14 protein-coding genes and 1 pseudogene are annotated in these 15,143 nt (G+C 45.8%); 9 read left to right on the top strand and 6 right to left on the bottom strand.

The window, feature by feature from the left end; all coding sequences use genetic code 11:
• Nucleotides 1-347: 347 nt before the first annotated feature.
• Nucleotides 348-488 (top strand): annotated as a pseudogene (locus tag UF05_RS23980) (thioredoxin-dependent thiol peroxidase); the annotation flags it as partial.
• Nucleotides 489-611: 123 nt separating this feature from the next.
• On the opposite strand, the gene UF05_RS04655 reads toward UF05_RS23980, so the two are convergent.
• The gene (locus UF05_RS04655; protein WP_005457764.1) at nucleotides 612-1,682 is read right to left on the bottom strand and encodes an AI-2E family transporter; all 1,071 of its coding nucleotides are present in this window, start codon (nucleotides 1,680-1,682) and stop codon (nucleotides 612-614) included.
• A gap of 1 nt (nucleotide 1,683) precedes the next feature.
• Nucleotides 1,684-1,920 (bottom strand): sulfurtransferase TusA family protein, encoded by a 237-nt coding sequence (locus tag UF05_RS04650; protein ID WP_005481078.1) that lies wholly within the window; start codon nucleotides 1,918-1,920, stop codon nucleotides 1,684-1,686.
• 260 nt (nucleotides 1,921-2,180) lie between these two features.
• On the opposite strand from UF05_RS04650, the gene UF05_RS04645 reads away from it, so the two are divergent.
• Genes UF05_RS04645 through UF05_RS04630 form a run of 4 tightly spaced genes read left to right on the top strand, consistent with a single transcriptional unit; the run spans nucleotide 2,181 to nucleotide 5,068 of the window.
• Complete coding sequence (locus UF05_RS04645) at nucleotides 2,181-3,632, top strand: beta-barrel assembly-enhancing protease (protein ID WP_025503459.1); 1,452 nt, start codon at nucleotides 2,181-2,183, stop codon at nucleotides 3,630-3,632.
• A gap of 16 nt (nucleotides 3,633-3,648) precedes the next feature.
• Nucleotides 3,649-3,999: an arsenate reductase (glutaredoxin) gene (gene arsC, locus UF05_RS04640; RefSeq protein WP_005457719.1), complete on the top strand. Its 351-nt coding sequence runs from the start codon at nucleotides 3,649-3,651 to the stop codon at nucleotides 3,997-3,999.
• Nucleotides 4,000-4,572: an NAD(P)H:quinone oxidoreductase gene (gene wrbA, locus UF05_RS04635; RefSeq protein ID WP_045545055.1), complete on the top strand. Its 573-nt coding sequence runs from the start codon at nucleotides 4,000-4,002 to the stop codon at nucleotides 4,570-4,572.
• A 52-nt stretch (nucleotides 4,573-4,624) separates the two neighbouring features.
• Nucleotides 4,625-5,068, top strand: a complete 444-nt coding sequence (locus UF05_RS04630) for a DUF2069 domain-containing protein (protein WP_005457718.1) — start codon at nucleotides 4,625-4,627, stop codon at nucleotides 5,066-5,068.
• Nucleotides 5,069-5,136: 68 nt separating this feature from the next.
• Here UF05_RS04630 and UF05_RS04625 read toward each other — a convergent pair whose 3' ends face one another.
• Complete coding sequence (locus tag UF05_RS04625) at nucleotides 5,137-6,339, bottom strand: DUF2066 domain-containing protein (protein WP_045545068.1); 1,203 nt, start codon at nucleotides 6,337-6,339, stop codon at nucleotides 5,137-5,139.
• A 429-nt stretch (nucleotides 6,340-6,768) separates the two neighbouring features.
• On the opposite strand from UF05_RS04625, the gene UF05_RS04620 reads away from it, so the two are divergent.
• Nucleotides 6,769-8,022 carry a uracil-xanthine permease family protein gene (locus tag UF05_RS04620; RefSeq protein ID WP_005457676.1) on the top strand — a complete coding sequence of 418 codons (1,254 nt, stop codon included), beginning with the start codon at nucleotides 6,769-6,771 and terminating at the stop codon, nucleotides 8,020-8,022.
• A 104-nt stretch (nucleotides 8,023-8,126) separates the two neighbouring features.
• Here the strand turns inward: UF05_RS04620 and upp are convergent, their stop codons facing one another.
• Nucleotides 8,127-8,753 carry a uracil phosphoribosyltransferase gene (upp, locus tag UF05_RS04615; protein WP_005457783.1) on the bottom strand — a complete coding sequence of 209 codons (627 nt, stop codon included), beginning with the start codon at nucleotides 8,751-8,753 and terminating at the stop codon, nucleotides 8,127-8,129.
• Between the two features lie 180 nt (nucleotides 8,754-8,933).
• On the opposite strand from upp, the gene purM reads away from it, so the two are divergent.
• Together purM and purN are read left to right on the top strand one after the other, a co-directional pair.
• A complete protein-coding gene (gene purM, locus UF05_RS04610; protein WP_045545054.1) occupies nucleotides 8,934-9,974 on the top strand; it encodes a phosphoribosylformylglycinamidine cyclo-ligase in 1,041 nt (346 codons plus the stop codon).
• Between the two features lie 129 nt (nucleotides 9,975-10,103).
• On the top strand, nucleotides 10,104-10,751 hold the full coding sequence (gene purN / locus UF05_RS04605; RefSeq protein WP_005494306.1) for a phosphoribosylglycinamide formyltransferase: 648 nt from the start codon (nucleotides 10,104-10,106) through the stop codon (nucleotides 10,749-10,751).
• Between the two features lie 79 nt (nucleotides 10,752-10,830).
• Here purN and UF05_RS04600 read toward each other — a convergent pair whose 3' ends face one another.
• Both UF05_RS04600 and lpcA read right to left on the bottom strand, forming a co-directional pair.
• A complete protein-coding gene (locus UF05_RS04600) occupies nucleotides 10,831-11,676 on the bottom strand; it encodes a class II glutamine amidotransferase (RefSeq protein WP_045545053.1) in 846 nt (281 codons plus the stop codon).
• A gap of 52 nt (nucleotides 11,677-11,728) precedes the next feature.
• Nucleotides 11,729-12,304: a D-sedoheptulose 7-phosphate isomerase gene (gene lpcA / locus UF05_RS04595; RefSeq protein ID WP_020841160.1), complete on the bottom strand. Its 576-nt coding sequence runs from the start codon at nucleotides 12,302-12,304 to the stop codon at nucleotides 11,729-11,731.
• A gap of 356 nt (nucleotides 12,305-12,660) precedes the next feature.
• Between lpcA and fadE the strand changes: the two genes are divergently transcribed.
• Nucleotides 12,661-15,105: an acyl-CoA dehydrogenase FadE gene (gene fadE / locus UF05_RS04590; protein ID WP_045545052.1), complete on the top strand. Its 2,445-nt coding sequence runs from the start codon at nucleotides 12,661-12,663 to the stop codon at nucleotides 15,103-15,105.
• Nucleotides 15,106-15,143 lie beyond the last annotated feature (38 nt).

Here is a 15,143-nt window from a genome sequence, read left to right as displayed (position 1 = left end):
TTCGTAACATTGCTTGAATTTGCTCAAACTATTGTTAAATAAAACAAGGGCAGAGAGCATCGCAAAAAATGATTGGATCAAAGGTGAGCCAGAAGAGATGCCACTGATTTTGTGAGCACCAAGCGATTTTGTCATTTGTAAAAAGTAGCTTCACGTCATATCTTACCTCAGTTTTTATGACAGGTTTCACTTGGATAACGGTGGATAGGGTCAAATTGACAAAAAAATATGACAGCTGCTATGTTTGAAGTTAAAAGAGAATTACAATTATCCTAACTGACTATTAGATAAAGACTTTTCGTAAATTCGTCAAATATTATGTCTTAAAATATTCCCAAGGGTAAAACTTTATGGGCAAAGTTTACGATGGCCTTCACCGCATCAGCTTCTTAATTAATGAAGAAGGCGTGATTGAGCACGTATTCAACAAGTTCAAAACGAAAGATCACCACGAAGTGGTTCTGAACTACCTAAACGAAAACGCCTAATGCGAGCTCGTTTAGAGTCATACGTTAAAAGTTAACGTTCTAAGAATCGAAAAAGCCCAGCATTGATTGCTGGGCTTTTTATTCAATCGAATAATCACTGAGCTTTGCTCAATGTCGAACGCGTTACTCTTGGACGGGTTCGCTTTCTTCGGTGCTTGGTAGCGCATTCCAAACGGCTTTCACTAACGTCGCTAATGGGATCGCAAAGAAGACTCCCCAGAATCCCCACAAACCGCCAAACACCAGTACCGCAACAATAATCGCAACCGGGTGAAGGTTAACCGCTTCTGAAAATAGAACTGGCACAAGCACATTACCATCTAGCGCTTGGATGATGCCGTAAGCCAGCAGCAACCAGTAGAATTGTGGCGTCATGCCCCATTGGAACAAACCAACAATCGCAACCGGTACGGTTACCGCTGCTGCACCAATATATGGAATCAATACAGACAAACCTACAGCAACGGCCAAGAGCGCGGAGTAACGTAGGTCTAGAATCGCGAATGTTACGTAGCTCACGCCACCAACAATCAAGATTTCCAGCACTTTCCCGCGAATGTAGTTCGAGATTTGCTCGTTCATCTCGTGCCAAACTTTGTTCGCCAGCTTACGGTTTTTCGGCAAAATGCCGCTCGCCATTCTAAGCATTTCTTCTTTGTCTTTAAGTAGGAAGAAAATCAGCAGCGGCACCAAAATCAAGTACACCGCCAATGTGGCAATACTAACTAACGATGCAAGTGAGCCTTTTACCACGCTTTCACCCAAACCTAGTGCTTGGTTTTTCGCGTTGGTCACGACGGTTTCTACAATTTGTAGGTTCGCCAGTTCCGGATGGCGCTCAGGCAACGTCATGATGAACTTTTGCAGCCCGTTATACATGTTCGGAATATCGTTGATTAAGTTACCAACCTGAGTCCAGATCGTCGGAACCAAGCCAAATAAGGCAATCAGCATGATGCTGATAAAAATCAGCAGAACAATAATCACTGATAAGGTGCGAGGCACACCCATACGAGACAATTTAACCACTGGCCATTCTAGGAGATATGCCAATACGATCGCCACCAGCAATGGCGCAATCAAATGCCCAAAGAAGTAAATGGTGATAAAACCAAACAGCAAAATGGCGACAAGGCTTACTGCGTGGGGATCTGAGAAGCGGCGTTGATACCAACGACTTACCATTTCGAACATCTTATGCGGATTCCTTATTGAAAACAGTCAATGTGTAGTGCTCTGGTGTAGATTGGCAATCAACCACGTACCCTTGGGTACGAAGGTAATTCACAATGTCTCGTTTAGAGCTGTTATCCACCACTTGAATGACAAGGTGATGATACTGCGATTTTTCATCCTGAAAGACCTCAGCAGCGTGACGCTTGGCAAGTAACAGCGCCATTGGGCAGCGTTGCTCGCGCAAATCAAGTAACATGGATTCCATTGTATTGCTCTGCACTTATGATAGGGTTGTATTGTAACGGCTTTTTGAGCTGGTGCTAGCACTTCTGACATGATTTAACCGCATGCTGAAATGACTCGGATATAAAACAATTTACGAAACCAATTCATTTATTTTTGGTCTTAGTGCTAGCCTATTCATCCTAGAGGATGACCATAAAGTATAGTGGTGATGTTGTGAGGTACTCGACCTCCAACCACGTACTTAGGTATTTTGGAGAATCTTTAAACCGTATGTTAAAACGCACTCGCTCGCTCGTTTGTTTGTGCCTTGCTGCTGCAATCAGTTCACCAACGACTTACGCCAGTAGCATCGACTTGCCTGATATTGGTACGGCAGCTGGCGGCACGCTTTCTATAGACCAAGAGTTGATTTATGGCGACGCGTACATGCGCATGCTAAGAGCCAGTAAGCCTATCGTCAACGATCCGGTCATCAACGAATATATCGATTCCCTCGGACACCGCCTCGTTGCCAATGCGAACGATGTAAAAACGCCGTTCCACTTCTTCATGATTCGTGATCGTAATATCAACGCCTTTGCCTTTTTTGGCGGTTACGTTGCATTGCACTCAGGGCTATTTCTTCATGCTCGTAGCGAAAGTGAACTCGCATCCGTTGTCGCGCACGAAATTGCACACGTAACACAGCGCCACCTAGCGCGCAGTATGGAAGACCAGGCAAGACGCTCTCCAGCTACTTTAGCCGCGCTTGCTGGTGCATTATTACTTTCGATTGCTTCACCAGAAGCAGGCATGGCAGCGATTACCGCCGCAACAGCAGGCAACATGCAAAGCCAAATAAACTACACTCGCTCAAACGAGAAAGAAGCCGACCGCTTCGGTATCGCAACCTTGGCGAAAGCAGGATTTGATGTGCAAGCAATGCCGCGTTTCTTTGGCCGTTTGGCCGATGAATACCGCTACGCGAGCAAACCGCCACCAATGCTACTGACTCACCCTTTACCAGAAGACCGTGTAGCAGATAGCCGTCAACGTGCACAAGCCTATCCCCCAATGCGCATTGCACCCTCTATCGATTACCATTTGGCGCGCGCACGCATTGTGGCGCGATATGCCGGTATCGACGGACAAGCCGCACTAGGTTGGTTTGAGCGTACTCAAAAGAAAGCTTCAGCGGACATCATGCCGTCATTTGATTACGGCCGAGCGCTGGTTCATTTGGACAACAAACGCTTATCACAAGCAGAACCGATTTTGAAAAAGCTGTTAGCGCAAGATCCGGGCAACCCATTCTATTTAGATGCAATGACCGATCTATACATCGAGAAAAAACAGCCACAAAAAGCCGTTGAGTTGCTAAATAGCGCGCTAAAGCGTAATCCTCAAAACAAAGTATTAACCATTAACTACGCCAACGCGTTGCTTGAAGCAAACCAAAATGATCAAGCTGTGCGTACGCTTCAACGTTATACACACGATAACCCAGAAGATAGCAATGGCTGGCAGCTATTATCGAAAGGCTATCATGCCCTTGGACGTAGTGATGAAGAGCTTGCAGCTCGCGCGGAAATTCTGGCGCTAAGAGCAAACTGGAATAAAGCGATTCAATATTACAGTGAAGCAAGTAAAATGGCCGAATTGGGTAGCTTAGAACAAGCGCGATACGATGCTCGTATCGACCAACTCATGATCCAACGAGATCGATTCATGGCATTACAATAACGAAATGGAGAAAACCATGTCAGTCGTGATTTATCACAACCCACGTTGCTCAAAGAGCCGTCAAACTCTTGAGTTACTTGAGCAAAATGGTGTTACACCGGAAGTCGTAAAATACCTAGACACACCACTAAATGTGGATGAACTAAAAGCGCTATACGCTCAACTCGGTTTCTCATCAGTACGTGAAATGATGCGTACAAAAGAAGACGTTTACAAAGAACTTGGTTTAGGCGAAGCATCAGTAAGTGACGAACAATTGTTCGAAGCGATGGCGCAAAACCCAAAATTGTTCGAACGTCCAGTTGTTGTAGCAAACGGCAAAGCTAAAATTGGTCGCCCACCAGAGCAAGTGTTGGATATTCTATAAATGGATTGCCAGATCCTTATTTTGTACTTCAGCCGTCATGGCTCAACAAAACAACTGGCAAGACAGATAGCAAGAGGAGTCGAATCGACTCCTCAATGCCAAGCAATTTTGCGTACAGTTGAAGAATTGTCACCTCACTCACATCCCCCTTCCGATCCAATTGTTACTCTAGAGGAACTGAAAAAGTGCGACGGTCTAGCGTTCGGTAGTCCCGTTTGGTTTGGCAATATGGCAGCGCCTTTAAAGCACTTTTGGGATCAAACCACCCCTTTGTGGGTTAGCGGTGACTTAATCGATAAGCCAGCTTGTGTATTTACCTCATCATCTTCGATGCATGGCGGTCAGGAGACCACACTTCAAAGCATGATGACGCCATTACTGCATCACGGGATGATGGTACTTGGCATTCCTTACGCTGAACCAGAGCTGCATTCGACCCAATCTGGTGGCACACCCTACGGTGCCAGCAGTGTAGGACACGAACCAAGTCTCACAGCGGAGGAGGCTCGCCTGGCACAACAATTGGGTAAACGACTAGCAACAGCAGCGTTAAAGCTCAAAGCTTGTCACTAATACCAGTATTAATAATTAGTAGAATTGGTATCAATTCAAGGATAGAGAATCGATGTCTGACTCTTTCGAAGAACAACCACCTCTTGGTGCTCAAGCAAAAACGTATCGCTACCTCGCTTTGTTCGGCAACTTAGCTTTATTAGCATGGGTCGCGATTTGGCAACTAGCTTTATCTCCTCACCCTCATCTGAGTAGCACAACACTCGCAATTGCATGGTGTATTCCGTTATTGCTACCGTTACCTGGCATCTTAGCAGGCAAACCTTACACGCATGCATGGGCGAACTTTGTCTTGATGCTGTATTTCTTGCACGCGCTCACTATCTTGTACGTAGACGGTGGTGAACGTTGGTTGGCAGCAGTTGAGCTGGTGCTTACCTCTCTTGGTTTTGCTGGCAATATTTTATTTGCTCGTGCTCGAGGAAAAGAGCTAGGCCTTAAACTCAAACGCTTGTCACAAGTAGAAAAAGAAGAAAAAGCGAAGTTCAATAAATAACTTCTCTGATTCAAAAACAAAAAGAGTCGCAATTGCGACTCTTTCTTTATTCTATGCCCAAACGCGGATTAACTTTGCGAAGTAGAATTCCACTCATAAATCAGATCGTATTGATCTTGCACTTGAGGAATCACAACAGGCTGTTGTACTTGCGCTGCTGGCACAGTTTCCTCAACGGCTTGAACCAACGTTTTTGGTTGCCCTTCTACAGCTTGAGCCTCTGAAGGTAGAGTTTCTACCGATTGATCTTCCGATGGCGCCACTTCTTCAACGTCACCGAGTGGATCTTCAAATTCCATCAATTGTGAGATAGACGAAGCCTCTTGCTCAAATGCTTGTTGTGAAGCAAGCAAATGAATAGTCAGCGTTAACTCACTGCCTTGTACACGCTTGATTTCAGTGCCCGCCACTGAATTCAATTTGGTAAGTGCATTTTCTAAACGGAAGAAATCAGCAGCAGACGTTACATTTAACACTTTCACGTTCACAGCTTTAGAAGACTTGCCTGAGACAACAACGGCGTTTTTACTTGCGTAGTAATCAGCAATACCATCCACCATTGCGGAAATAGCGTCTGCACCTGTTGCCGACCCGCTGCGTGGAGAAGTTTGCGCATCAATAATCTTTGCAGGCGCTTGGTCATACAAAGTCCAACGAATCTGCTCGCCTTGCGCACGAATAATTAATACCGCGTCCGCTGGGTAACGCTGGCTGGCTTGGCTAATCGGTTCAATGAAACCGCCCCAAAGATCAGACGTGTTTACGCCCGTGACATCGTCAAAATCCCCAACAGGAATCGTAATTGGAAGGCCACGAGCTTCCGTTGCTTTTTTCAACGCAGCAACGTTGGCAGAATCAGAATGTTCCCATGCAATTGCGCGGTCGTAATCTTGCTCTTCCACCAGCCAAACCAAAATGTTGGCACGATTCGGTGACCATGAAGGCAACTGAGCTTGAGTCAAAAGTGATTGAATTTGCCCACTGTTAAACAACATTTTAAGACTTGCTTTACCATCAACTTGGCTTTTCCCAAGCTGAGAAATATAGCGAGAGCTAGAACTCAGCGCCTTTTGGATAACAGGGTTGCTTAGAGAAGATTGAGAACCAGTCGCTCGAACAATCACATCTTTCATACCTTGTTCACGAGCCGCAGACTCACCGTCGTTCTGCTCACTGTCGATAACCACTTCGGCACGATAGATATCTACCTGAGTTAATGCATACACCGGCAGGGACAACCAACCGATCAGTAAGAGAGCTAAATAGCGCATAGTTTTCATAATCCTCTAAACAAGAACCCGCATAATAAGCAACTATCAAATCTTGAGCAAGGCGCGTACTGAGTGAATTGTTTGTAGTTTGACCAAGTTAATGCCGTTTTTTGCATCACTAGGTGATTAATTAACGTTACCCCATCAACATGAACTCATATCGATGCATATTGAAAGACATAAAACCTGATATTCATTGCTCTTGAAGCTTCATTTTCAAGAGCGCTTATTAGCTCACAGCACATCGATGTTCTTTGAATGGCTTAATTTGGACTCGTAAAATCGTCCATTTTGCAAGCAACCAACTCTCAAAACATTCGTTTGGATGATAAATTCATTCGAAAGTTTGATCTAAGCAACGTTGCAAACGATTGCAGGATGATAGAATTCGTCGGATTTGTCTGCGTATCTTTGAAATAGGGAATTATTATGAAAAATGCGTTACAAGGCGCTCAAATGCTCTTTGTCGCTTTTGGTGCTCTCGTGCTCGTGCCGCTTCTGACTGGTCTCGATCCAAACGTAGCCCTCTTTGGTGCCGGTGTCGGTACTCTCCTCTTCCAATTAATCACTAAACGTTCTGTCCCAATCTTCCTTGCCTCTTCTTTTGCGTTTATTGCTCCTATTATGTTCGGTATCCAAACTTGGGGTATTGGTGCAACTATGGGTGGCTTGATGGCGGCAGGTTTGGTTTACGTTGCACTTGGCGCGATGATCAAAGTGCGTGGTGTAGGGTTTATCCATAAGATTTTGCCACCGGTTGTAGTTGGCCCAGTGATCATGGTTATAGGCCTTGGCCTTGCGCCAACGGCAGTTAACATGGCGGTAGGTAAAACGGGCGACGGTGCGGTTCAGTTAGTAAATGGCGATGCTGCGGTCATTATCTCTGCGGTTTCGCTGCTAACGACGATTGCACTTAGCGTGTTCGCAAAAGGGTTCCTAAAACTGGTTCCTATCGTGGGTGGTATTTTGGCGGGCTATTCAGTATCCCTATTCTACGGTGTGGTTGACTTTACACCTGTGGCTCAAGCAGCTTGGCTTGCAATGCCCAACTTCACCATGCCTGAGTTCAACATCAACGCGATTCTATTCATGATCCCAGTTGCAATCGCTCCTGCGGTAGAGCACGTGGGTGACATGTTGGCTATCTCAAATGTAACGGGTAAAAACTACCTGAAGAAACCAGGCCTACACCGCACTATCGCGGGTGACGGAATCGCGACAATTGCAGCATCAATGGTTGGTGCGCCGCCAAACACTACTTACAGTGAAGTAACAGGCGCGGTAATGCTGACCAAAGCTTTCAACCCTGTAATCATGACTTGGGCTGCCATTACCGCTATTGTTCTTGCGCTGGTAGGTAAGCTAGGTGCGATTCTGCAAACCATTCCTGTGCCAGTAATGGGCGGCATCATGATTCTTCTGTTCGGTTCTATCGCAACCGTCGGTTTGAATACGCTGATTAAGAACAACGTTGATCTACACAAATCTCGTAACCTGGTGATCGTTGCAGTAACACTGGTATTTGGTATCGGTGGTATGGCTTTCGGTATCGGCGAGTTCAGCCTACAAGGTGTAAGCCTATGTGGTATCGTGGCAATCCTTCTTAACCTAGTGCTGCCACACGACCTTGGTGAAAACCACGTGGTTGATAACGCTCAAATGGAAGAAGAAAGCGCGAAGTAATTCGACTGCGCGACTTTTAAGTGGCGCACTTTAACCTTTCTAAATAAACAGCAACAAAAAAGGCTTGGTGAAAACCAAGCCTTTGTTTTATTCGGAGTAACTAACTACTTAGTACCGAAAATCTTATCACCTGCATCACCAAGACCAGGAACGATGTAGCCTTTGTCGTTTAGCTTCTCATCGATTGCCGCAGTGTAAAGCTCAACGTCTGGGTGCGCTTTTTCTAGTGCTTCAATACCTTCTGGAGCAGCAACTAGAACAAGAACTTTAATTGACTGACAGCCTTTCTCTTTTAGTAGGTCGATAGTCGCGATCATCGAACCGCCAGTTGCTAGCATTGGGTCAACAACTAGAGCAATACGCTCATCAATGTTAGACGCTAGCTTGTTGAAGTAAGGTACTGGCTCAAGTGTTTCTTCATCACGGTAAATACCAACAACACTGATACGAGCGCTTGGCATGTGCTCAAGAACGCCATCCATCATGCCTAGACCTGCACGTAGGATTGGCACTACTGTTACTTTTTTACCTTTGATTTGGTCAACTTCTACCGGACCGTTCCAACCTTCAATGGTTACTTTCTCTGTTTCAAAGTCTGCTGTCGCTTCGTAAGTAAGTAGGCTACCGACTTCTGTCGCTAACTCACGAAAACGCTTTGTGCTGATGTCACCTTCTCTCATTAGACCAATTTTGTGTTTTACAAGAGGGTGCTTTACTTCAACAACTTTCATGTCCATCTCCGGCTATAGTTGGCAATATTTAAACAAACCTTCAGATTATACATGATTTTCACAAGGATTTCAGGATATATCACTACAGAAAAAAACCGACGCAAACGTTTGCTATCTGTATTTAACCACTGGTAGAATAGCGCCGTTTTCATATCCAACTTAAATACCGAGGACTTCCCTGTGAGTGGTAACAACTCTTCTCTTAGCTATAAAGACGCTGGTGTCGATATTGATGCAGGCAATGCGCTTGTAGATCGTATTAAGGGTGCGGTGAAACGTACTCGTCGCCCTGAAGTGATGGGTGGTATCGGTGGTTTTGGCGCTTTATGCGAATTGCCAACCAAATACAAACAACCTGTACTGGTTTCTGGTACTGACGGTGTAGGCACAAAACTTCGCCTAGCACTGGATATGAACAAGCACGACACTATCGGCATCGACCTAGTGGCAATGTGTGTAAACGACCTAATCGTTCAAGGTGCCGAGCCCCTATTCTTCCTAGATTACTACGCGACTGGCAAGCTAGATGTAGACACAGCAGCAGACGTGGTTTCTGGTATTGCTGATGGCTGTGTTCAAGCTGGTTGTGCACTTATCGGTGGCGAAACCGCTGAAATGCCAGGCATGTACGAAGGCGAAGACTACGACGTTGCGGGTTTCTGTGTAGGCGTAGTGGAAAAAGAAGACGTGATTGACGGCACTAAAGTAGCAGCAGGCGACGCACTTATCGCTGTCGGCTCAAGCGGTCCACACTCAAACGGTTACTCACTGATCCGTAAGATTCTAGAAGTTTCTGGCGCAGATAAAAACGAAGAGCTAGCAGGTCGCACTATCGGTGAGCACCTACTAGAACCAACGAAGATTTACATCAAATCCGCACTTAAGATGATTGAGAAACACGATATCCACGCGATTTCTCACATTACGGGTGGTGGTTTCTGGGAAAACATCCCTCGCGTACTGCCTGAAGGCACAAAAGCCGTTATCGACGGTAACAGCTGGGAATGGCCAATCATTTTCAAATGGCTGCAAGAGAAAGGCAACGTTGAAACACACGAAATGTACCGTACGTTCAACTGTGGTGCTGGTCTAGTCGTTGCACTACCAAAAGACCAAGCAGACGCGGCGGTTGCACTTCTTAAAGAAGAAGGCGAAAACGCATGGGTGATTGGTGAAATTGCTCAAGCAGAAGCAAATGAAGAGCAAGTTGAAATCAACTAACTTGTGAATCACGCTAAAAAATAAAATGAATGAGGACGCCACGTCCTCATTCTGCTATCTGGAACATCGAAAACCATCCTAATAGTAGGTAATTTATAGAACCTACAATATCAAGGCAGCCCCAACATCATGAAAAACATCGTGGTCCTAATTTCAGGTAACGGCAGTAACTTACAAGCCATTTTAGAAGCTTGTGAAAACAGCATGCCTAACGCACACGTTGCAGCAGTATTTTCTAATAAATCTGACGCATACGGTCTAGAACGTGCAAAACAATTTAGTGTTGATGGCCACTTTGTTGACCCTAAAGCGTTCGAGTCACGCGAGGCATTCGATGCCGAGTTGATGCAACAAATTGACAAGTATCAGCCCGATGTTGTCGTTCTTGCTGGGTACATGCGCATTCTTAGCGGTGCATTTGTTTCGCACTATCTCGGTAAGATGATCAACATTCACCCTTCTCTTCTACCTAAATACCCAGGTTTACACACCCACCAGCGCGCGATTGACGCCAAAGACAAAGAGCACGGCACAAGTGTTCACTTTGTCACAGAAGAGTTAGACGGCGGTCCCGTAGTTCTTCAAGCAAAAGTGCCAGTATTTGAAGATGATGATGCAGCAGCACTCGCTGCGCGTGTACAAACTCAAGAGCACACCATTTACCCTATCGTGACTAAGTGGCTCGTTGAAGAGCGTTTAATCATGCAAGATGGCAAAGCTTGGTTAGATGGCAAAGAACTCGGCCCTCATGGCTACGCAGCCGCTGAAGAAGAATAAGTGCTTTTTAACGCATCAAAAAAGGCAGTCGAGTGACTGCCTTTTTGTTATTTGGAAAACTTGATGTCTAGAAACGTCTTTATTCCAACAGTTCGGTTGGAGCTTGATTACCCGGTTTGGGCGCTGCAAATGGCACATCTTTCAAATCAGATGCATTGTTTTGGATCAGTTCACCAAGGTGAAACAAACCATATTCACCGGGCTTCATTCGATGCCAAGTCTCATTGCCGGTTAAAGGCTGAGTTGCAATGACAGAAACAACATCGTTTGGTGTTGTTTCTTCTTGGAAGTTGATCTCCACATCTTCATCTAGCAAAGCGGCCTTGCCAAACGGAGCGCGACGCGTAATCCAATACAAGTGATTAGTACAATACGTCATGACAAACTCGCCGTCGCTGAGCAACATATTGAACACGCCTTTTTCTTTGAGCTGATCGCAACACTTAGCGATGTAGAGAAAAACAGATTCCATGTCCTGAGGAGGCTCTGGATATCGATCTTCCATCTGCTTTAGCAGCCAACAAAACGCGAGCTCACTGTCTGTTTGACCAACAGGACGATGGCGCCCAGTGTACAGATCTTGGTAATCAGACAGCTGGCCATTGTGAGCAAAGGTCCAATACTTTCCCCACAACTCACGTGTGAATGGGTGCGTATTTTCTAAATTCACTCCGCCACGGTTTGCTTGGCGAATATGACTCACAACCGCACGACTTTTGATCGGATAGTTTTGCACCAATTCAGCGATTTGGGACTCACAGCTTGGTTTTGGGTCTTTAAAGGTTCGAAAACCTTTACCTTCATAAAAAGTAATTCCCCAACCATCACGGTGCGGGCCAGTACGACCTCCACGCTGCATCAGCCCTGTAAAGCTGAAACAGATATCCGTTGGAACATTGGCGCTCATGCCGAGCAATTCACACATCGTTTAACGAACTCCTTACCTAAACCACAGCCGAAAAAGTGGCTGCAGAAAATTATTCCATCTCTTTTTCAATCAACTGAATGATGATGTGAATAATCTTAATATGTACTTCTTGAATACGGTCTGCATAACCAAAGTGTGGTACACGAATTTCAATATCAGCAAGACCAGCCATTTTACCGCCATCTTTACCCGTCAGTGCGACGGTCTTCATGCCTTTCGCTTTCGCAGCTTCAATCGCTTTAAGAATATTGCCTGAGTTGCCAGATGTCGACAAACCAAACAGAACATCACCTTTGCGGCCTACCGCTTCAACGTAACGAGAAAAAACAAAGTCGTAACCAAAATCGTTACTGACACAAGAAAGGTGGCTTGGATCTGAAATCGCAATACCAGCGTATCCTGGGCGATTATCACGGTAACGCCCTGTTAGCTCTTCTGCGAAGTGCATTGCATCACAGTGCGAACCACCATTACCGCACGACAGCACCTTACCATCTTGCTTAAAAGAATCGGCAATCATCTTCGCTGCCGCTTCGATTTGAGCAATGTTATGGTCATCGCTTAAAAATTTGTTGAGCACTTCAGCAGCTTCGTTCAATTCACTTCTAATCAGATCTTGGTACATAAGACGTTCTCTTTATTATTTCGGGCGTAAATGCGCATTCGCTTCGCCTTAGTAAATGGTTCTGATGCCATTTTAGCACCGGACATTTCATAACACTGAGTTTACCCACAAACGAGAATTAGTGTCGATAGTGAACCTCCAGATTTGGATTGGTGGCAGTAATAAACTTGTCAACTTGCTTACGAAACCATCACTCAATTCGCAACTTTAGAATTTTAACTCTACTTAGATCACTTTTTACTCAATCTTTCGTTTTACATTTCTTTAATATTTTGATTACACTTATACCAACTGGTTAGACCTCTTACCAAAATACAGACGTACAACATTTATAAAGTCTGAAAAGGAAAAATTATATGGACATCTTGCTCTCTATCGTTGCGATGGCTGTTGTGTTAGGCATTACGCTTTACCACAGAATGTCACTCGTTAAATCCGTCAGCCTACTAACTGCTGCCATGCTAGTGCTGACTATCATAGGCTCAGTTGGCGTTATTGGCTGGGCACTGTATGTGCTTGCAATCGCGGTCTTTGCCGTTTCTGGTATCCGCCAATCGCTTATTAGCCGTAAGGCACTGGCGTTGTTTAAGACTGTGCTACCTGCGATGTCTCAAACCGAAAAAGAAGCTCTCGATGCTGGTACCGTATGGTGGGAAGCTGAGCTATTCAAAGGTAAACCTGAATGGGAAAAATTACATGCAATTCAAGCGCCAAAACTTAGCGCTGAAGAGCAAGCGTTCTTAGACGGCCCAGTAAACGAAGTGTGTGCTATGGTCAGCGACTTCCAAGTAACGCATGAACTCGCGGATTTACCACCTGAAGTTTGGCAGTATCTGAAAGACAACAAATTCTTCGCCATGATCATCAAGAAAAAGTACGGTGGTCTAGAGTTCTCTGCATACGCTCAATCTTTGGTACTGCAAAAGCTGACGGGTGTTTCTGGCGTACTTTCTTCTACCGTTGGCGTGCCTAACTCATTAGGCCCAGGCGAACTCTTGCAACACTACGGTACAGAAGATCAGAAAAACTATTACTTACCTCGCCTAGCCGAAGGTAAAGAAATCCCATGTTTCGCGCTAACTAGCCCAGAAGCAGGCTCAGACGCAGGCTCAATCCCAGATTACGGCGTCGTTTGTAAAGGAGAATGGGAAGGTAAAGAAGTGTTGGGTATGCGTCTAACGTGGAACAAACGCTACATCACGCTTGCGCCTGTTGCGACGGTACTTGGCCTTGCATTCAAACTGCGTGACCCGGAAGGCCTGCTTGGTGATAAAGAAGATCTTGGTATCACATGTGCGCTGATCCCAACGGATGTGAAAGGTGTAGAAATCGGTAACCGTCACTTCCCACTGAACGTACCATTCCAGAACGGTCCAACCCGTGGTAAAGACATTTTCGTTCCTATCGATTTCATCATCGGTGGTGAGAAAATGGCAGGGCAAGGCTGGCGCATGCTGGTGGAATGTCTGTCGGTCGGCCGTGGCATCACGCTACCTTCTAACTCGACGGGTGGTATCAAATCGGCTGCGATGGCAACGGGTGCATACTCTCGCATTCGTCGTCAGTTCAAACAACCAATCGGTCACATGGAAGGCGTTGAAGAGCCATTGGCGCGTCTTGGCGGTAATGCATACGTCATGGATGCGGCCAGCAACCTAACTGTTGCAGGTATCGACCTAGGTGAAAAGCCATCGGTTATTTCTGCAATTGTGAAGTACCACTGTACCCACCGCGGTCAACAAAGCATCATCGACGCGATGGACATTGTCGGCGGTAAAGGCATTTGTTTAGGCCCTTCGAACTTCCTCGCTCGTGGCTACCAAGGCTCTCCAATCGCCGTAACGGTAGAAGGTGCAAACATTCTGACTCGTTCGATGATCATCTTCGGTCAAGGTGCGATTCGTTGTCACCCATACGTGCTTGAAGAAATGAACGCAGCATACTCAGAAGCAAGCGACGCGGTTGAGAAATTCGACAAAGCGTTAGCTGGCCACGTGAGCTTTACCATGAGTAACCTCGTTCGCAGTATTTGGTTTGGTTTAAGCGATGGCCTAGGTTCATCGGCACCGACTAAAGATGCAACGAAACGCTACTACCAACAGCTAAACCGTTACAGTGCCAACCTAGCGCTTCTGTCTGATATCTCAATGGCGGTACTTGGTGGTTCGTTGAAACGTAAAGAGCGCTTATCTGCGCGTTTAGGTGACATTCTCAGTCAGCTATACCTAAGCTCCGCGACACTAAAACGTTTTGAACAAGATGGTCGTCCAGCTGAAGATTTGGCTTTGGTTCACTGGGGTCTACAAGATAGCTTAAAACAAGCAGAAATCGCCGTTGATGAGTTCCTAGCAAACTTCCCGAACAAAGTCATTGGCCGCACACTTCGCGTTCTGATTATGCCATTCGGGCGTGTACGCAAAGCACCAAGTGACAAGCTAGACAGCAAAGTGGCACGTATTCTACAAACCCCAAGTGCAACACGTTCGCGCATTGGCCGTGGCCAGTACCTAGAGCCAACAGAGCACAACCCAGCAGGTAAGATTGAGTTAGCACTGTCTGTGATTCTTCAAGCTGAGCCTGTGTTCGACAAAGTTTGTAAAGCGCAAGGTAAACGTCGTCCATTCCTCCGCTTGGATATGATTGCTCAAGAAGGTCTAGAGCAAGGCGTGATCACTCAAGAAGAAGCAGAACTGCTGAGAGAAGCCGAGCAACATCGTCTCGATACCATTAACGTTGACGATTTTGAGCCGGAACTATTGGCAGCAAAGCCACTTTACCCTCAAATGGATAGCGTTGCTTAAAAACCAATAAGAAAGACAAAAACGGGAGCTTTGGCTCC

Source organism: Vibrio sp. S457-15, assembly GCF_000960545.1.
Classification (GTDB): domain Bacteria; phylum Pseudomonadota; class Gammaproteobacteria; order Enterobacterales; family Vibrionaceae; genus Vibrio; species Vibrio parahaemolyticus.
The sequence above is the reverse complement of the archived record's forward strand: the minus strand, read 5'-3'. Positions and strand labels throughout refer to the sequence as shown.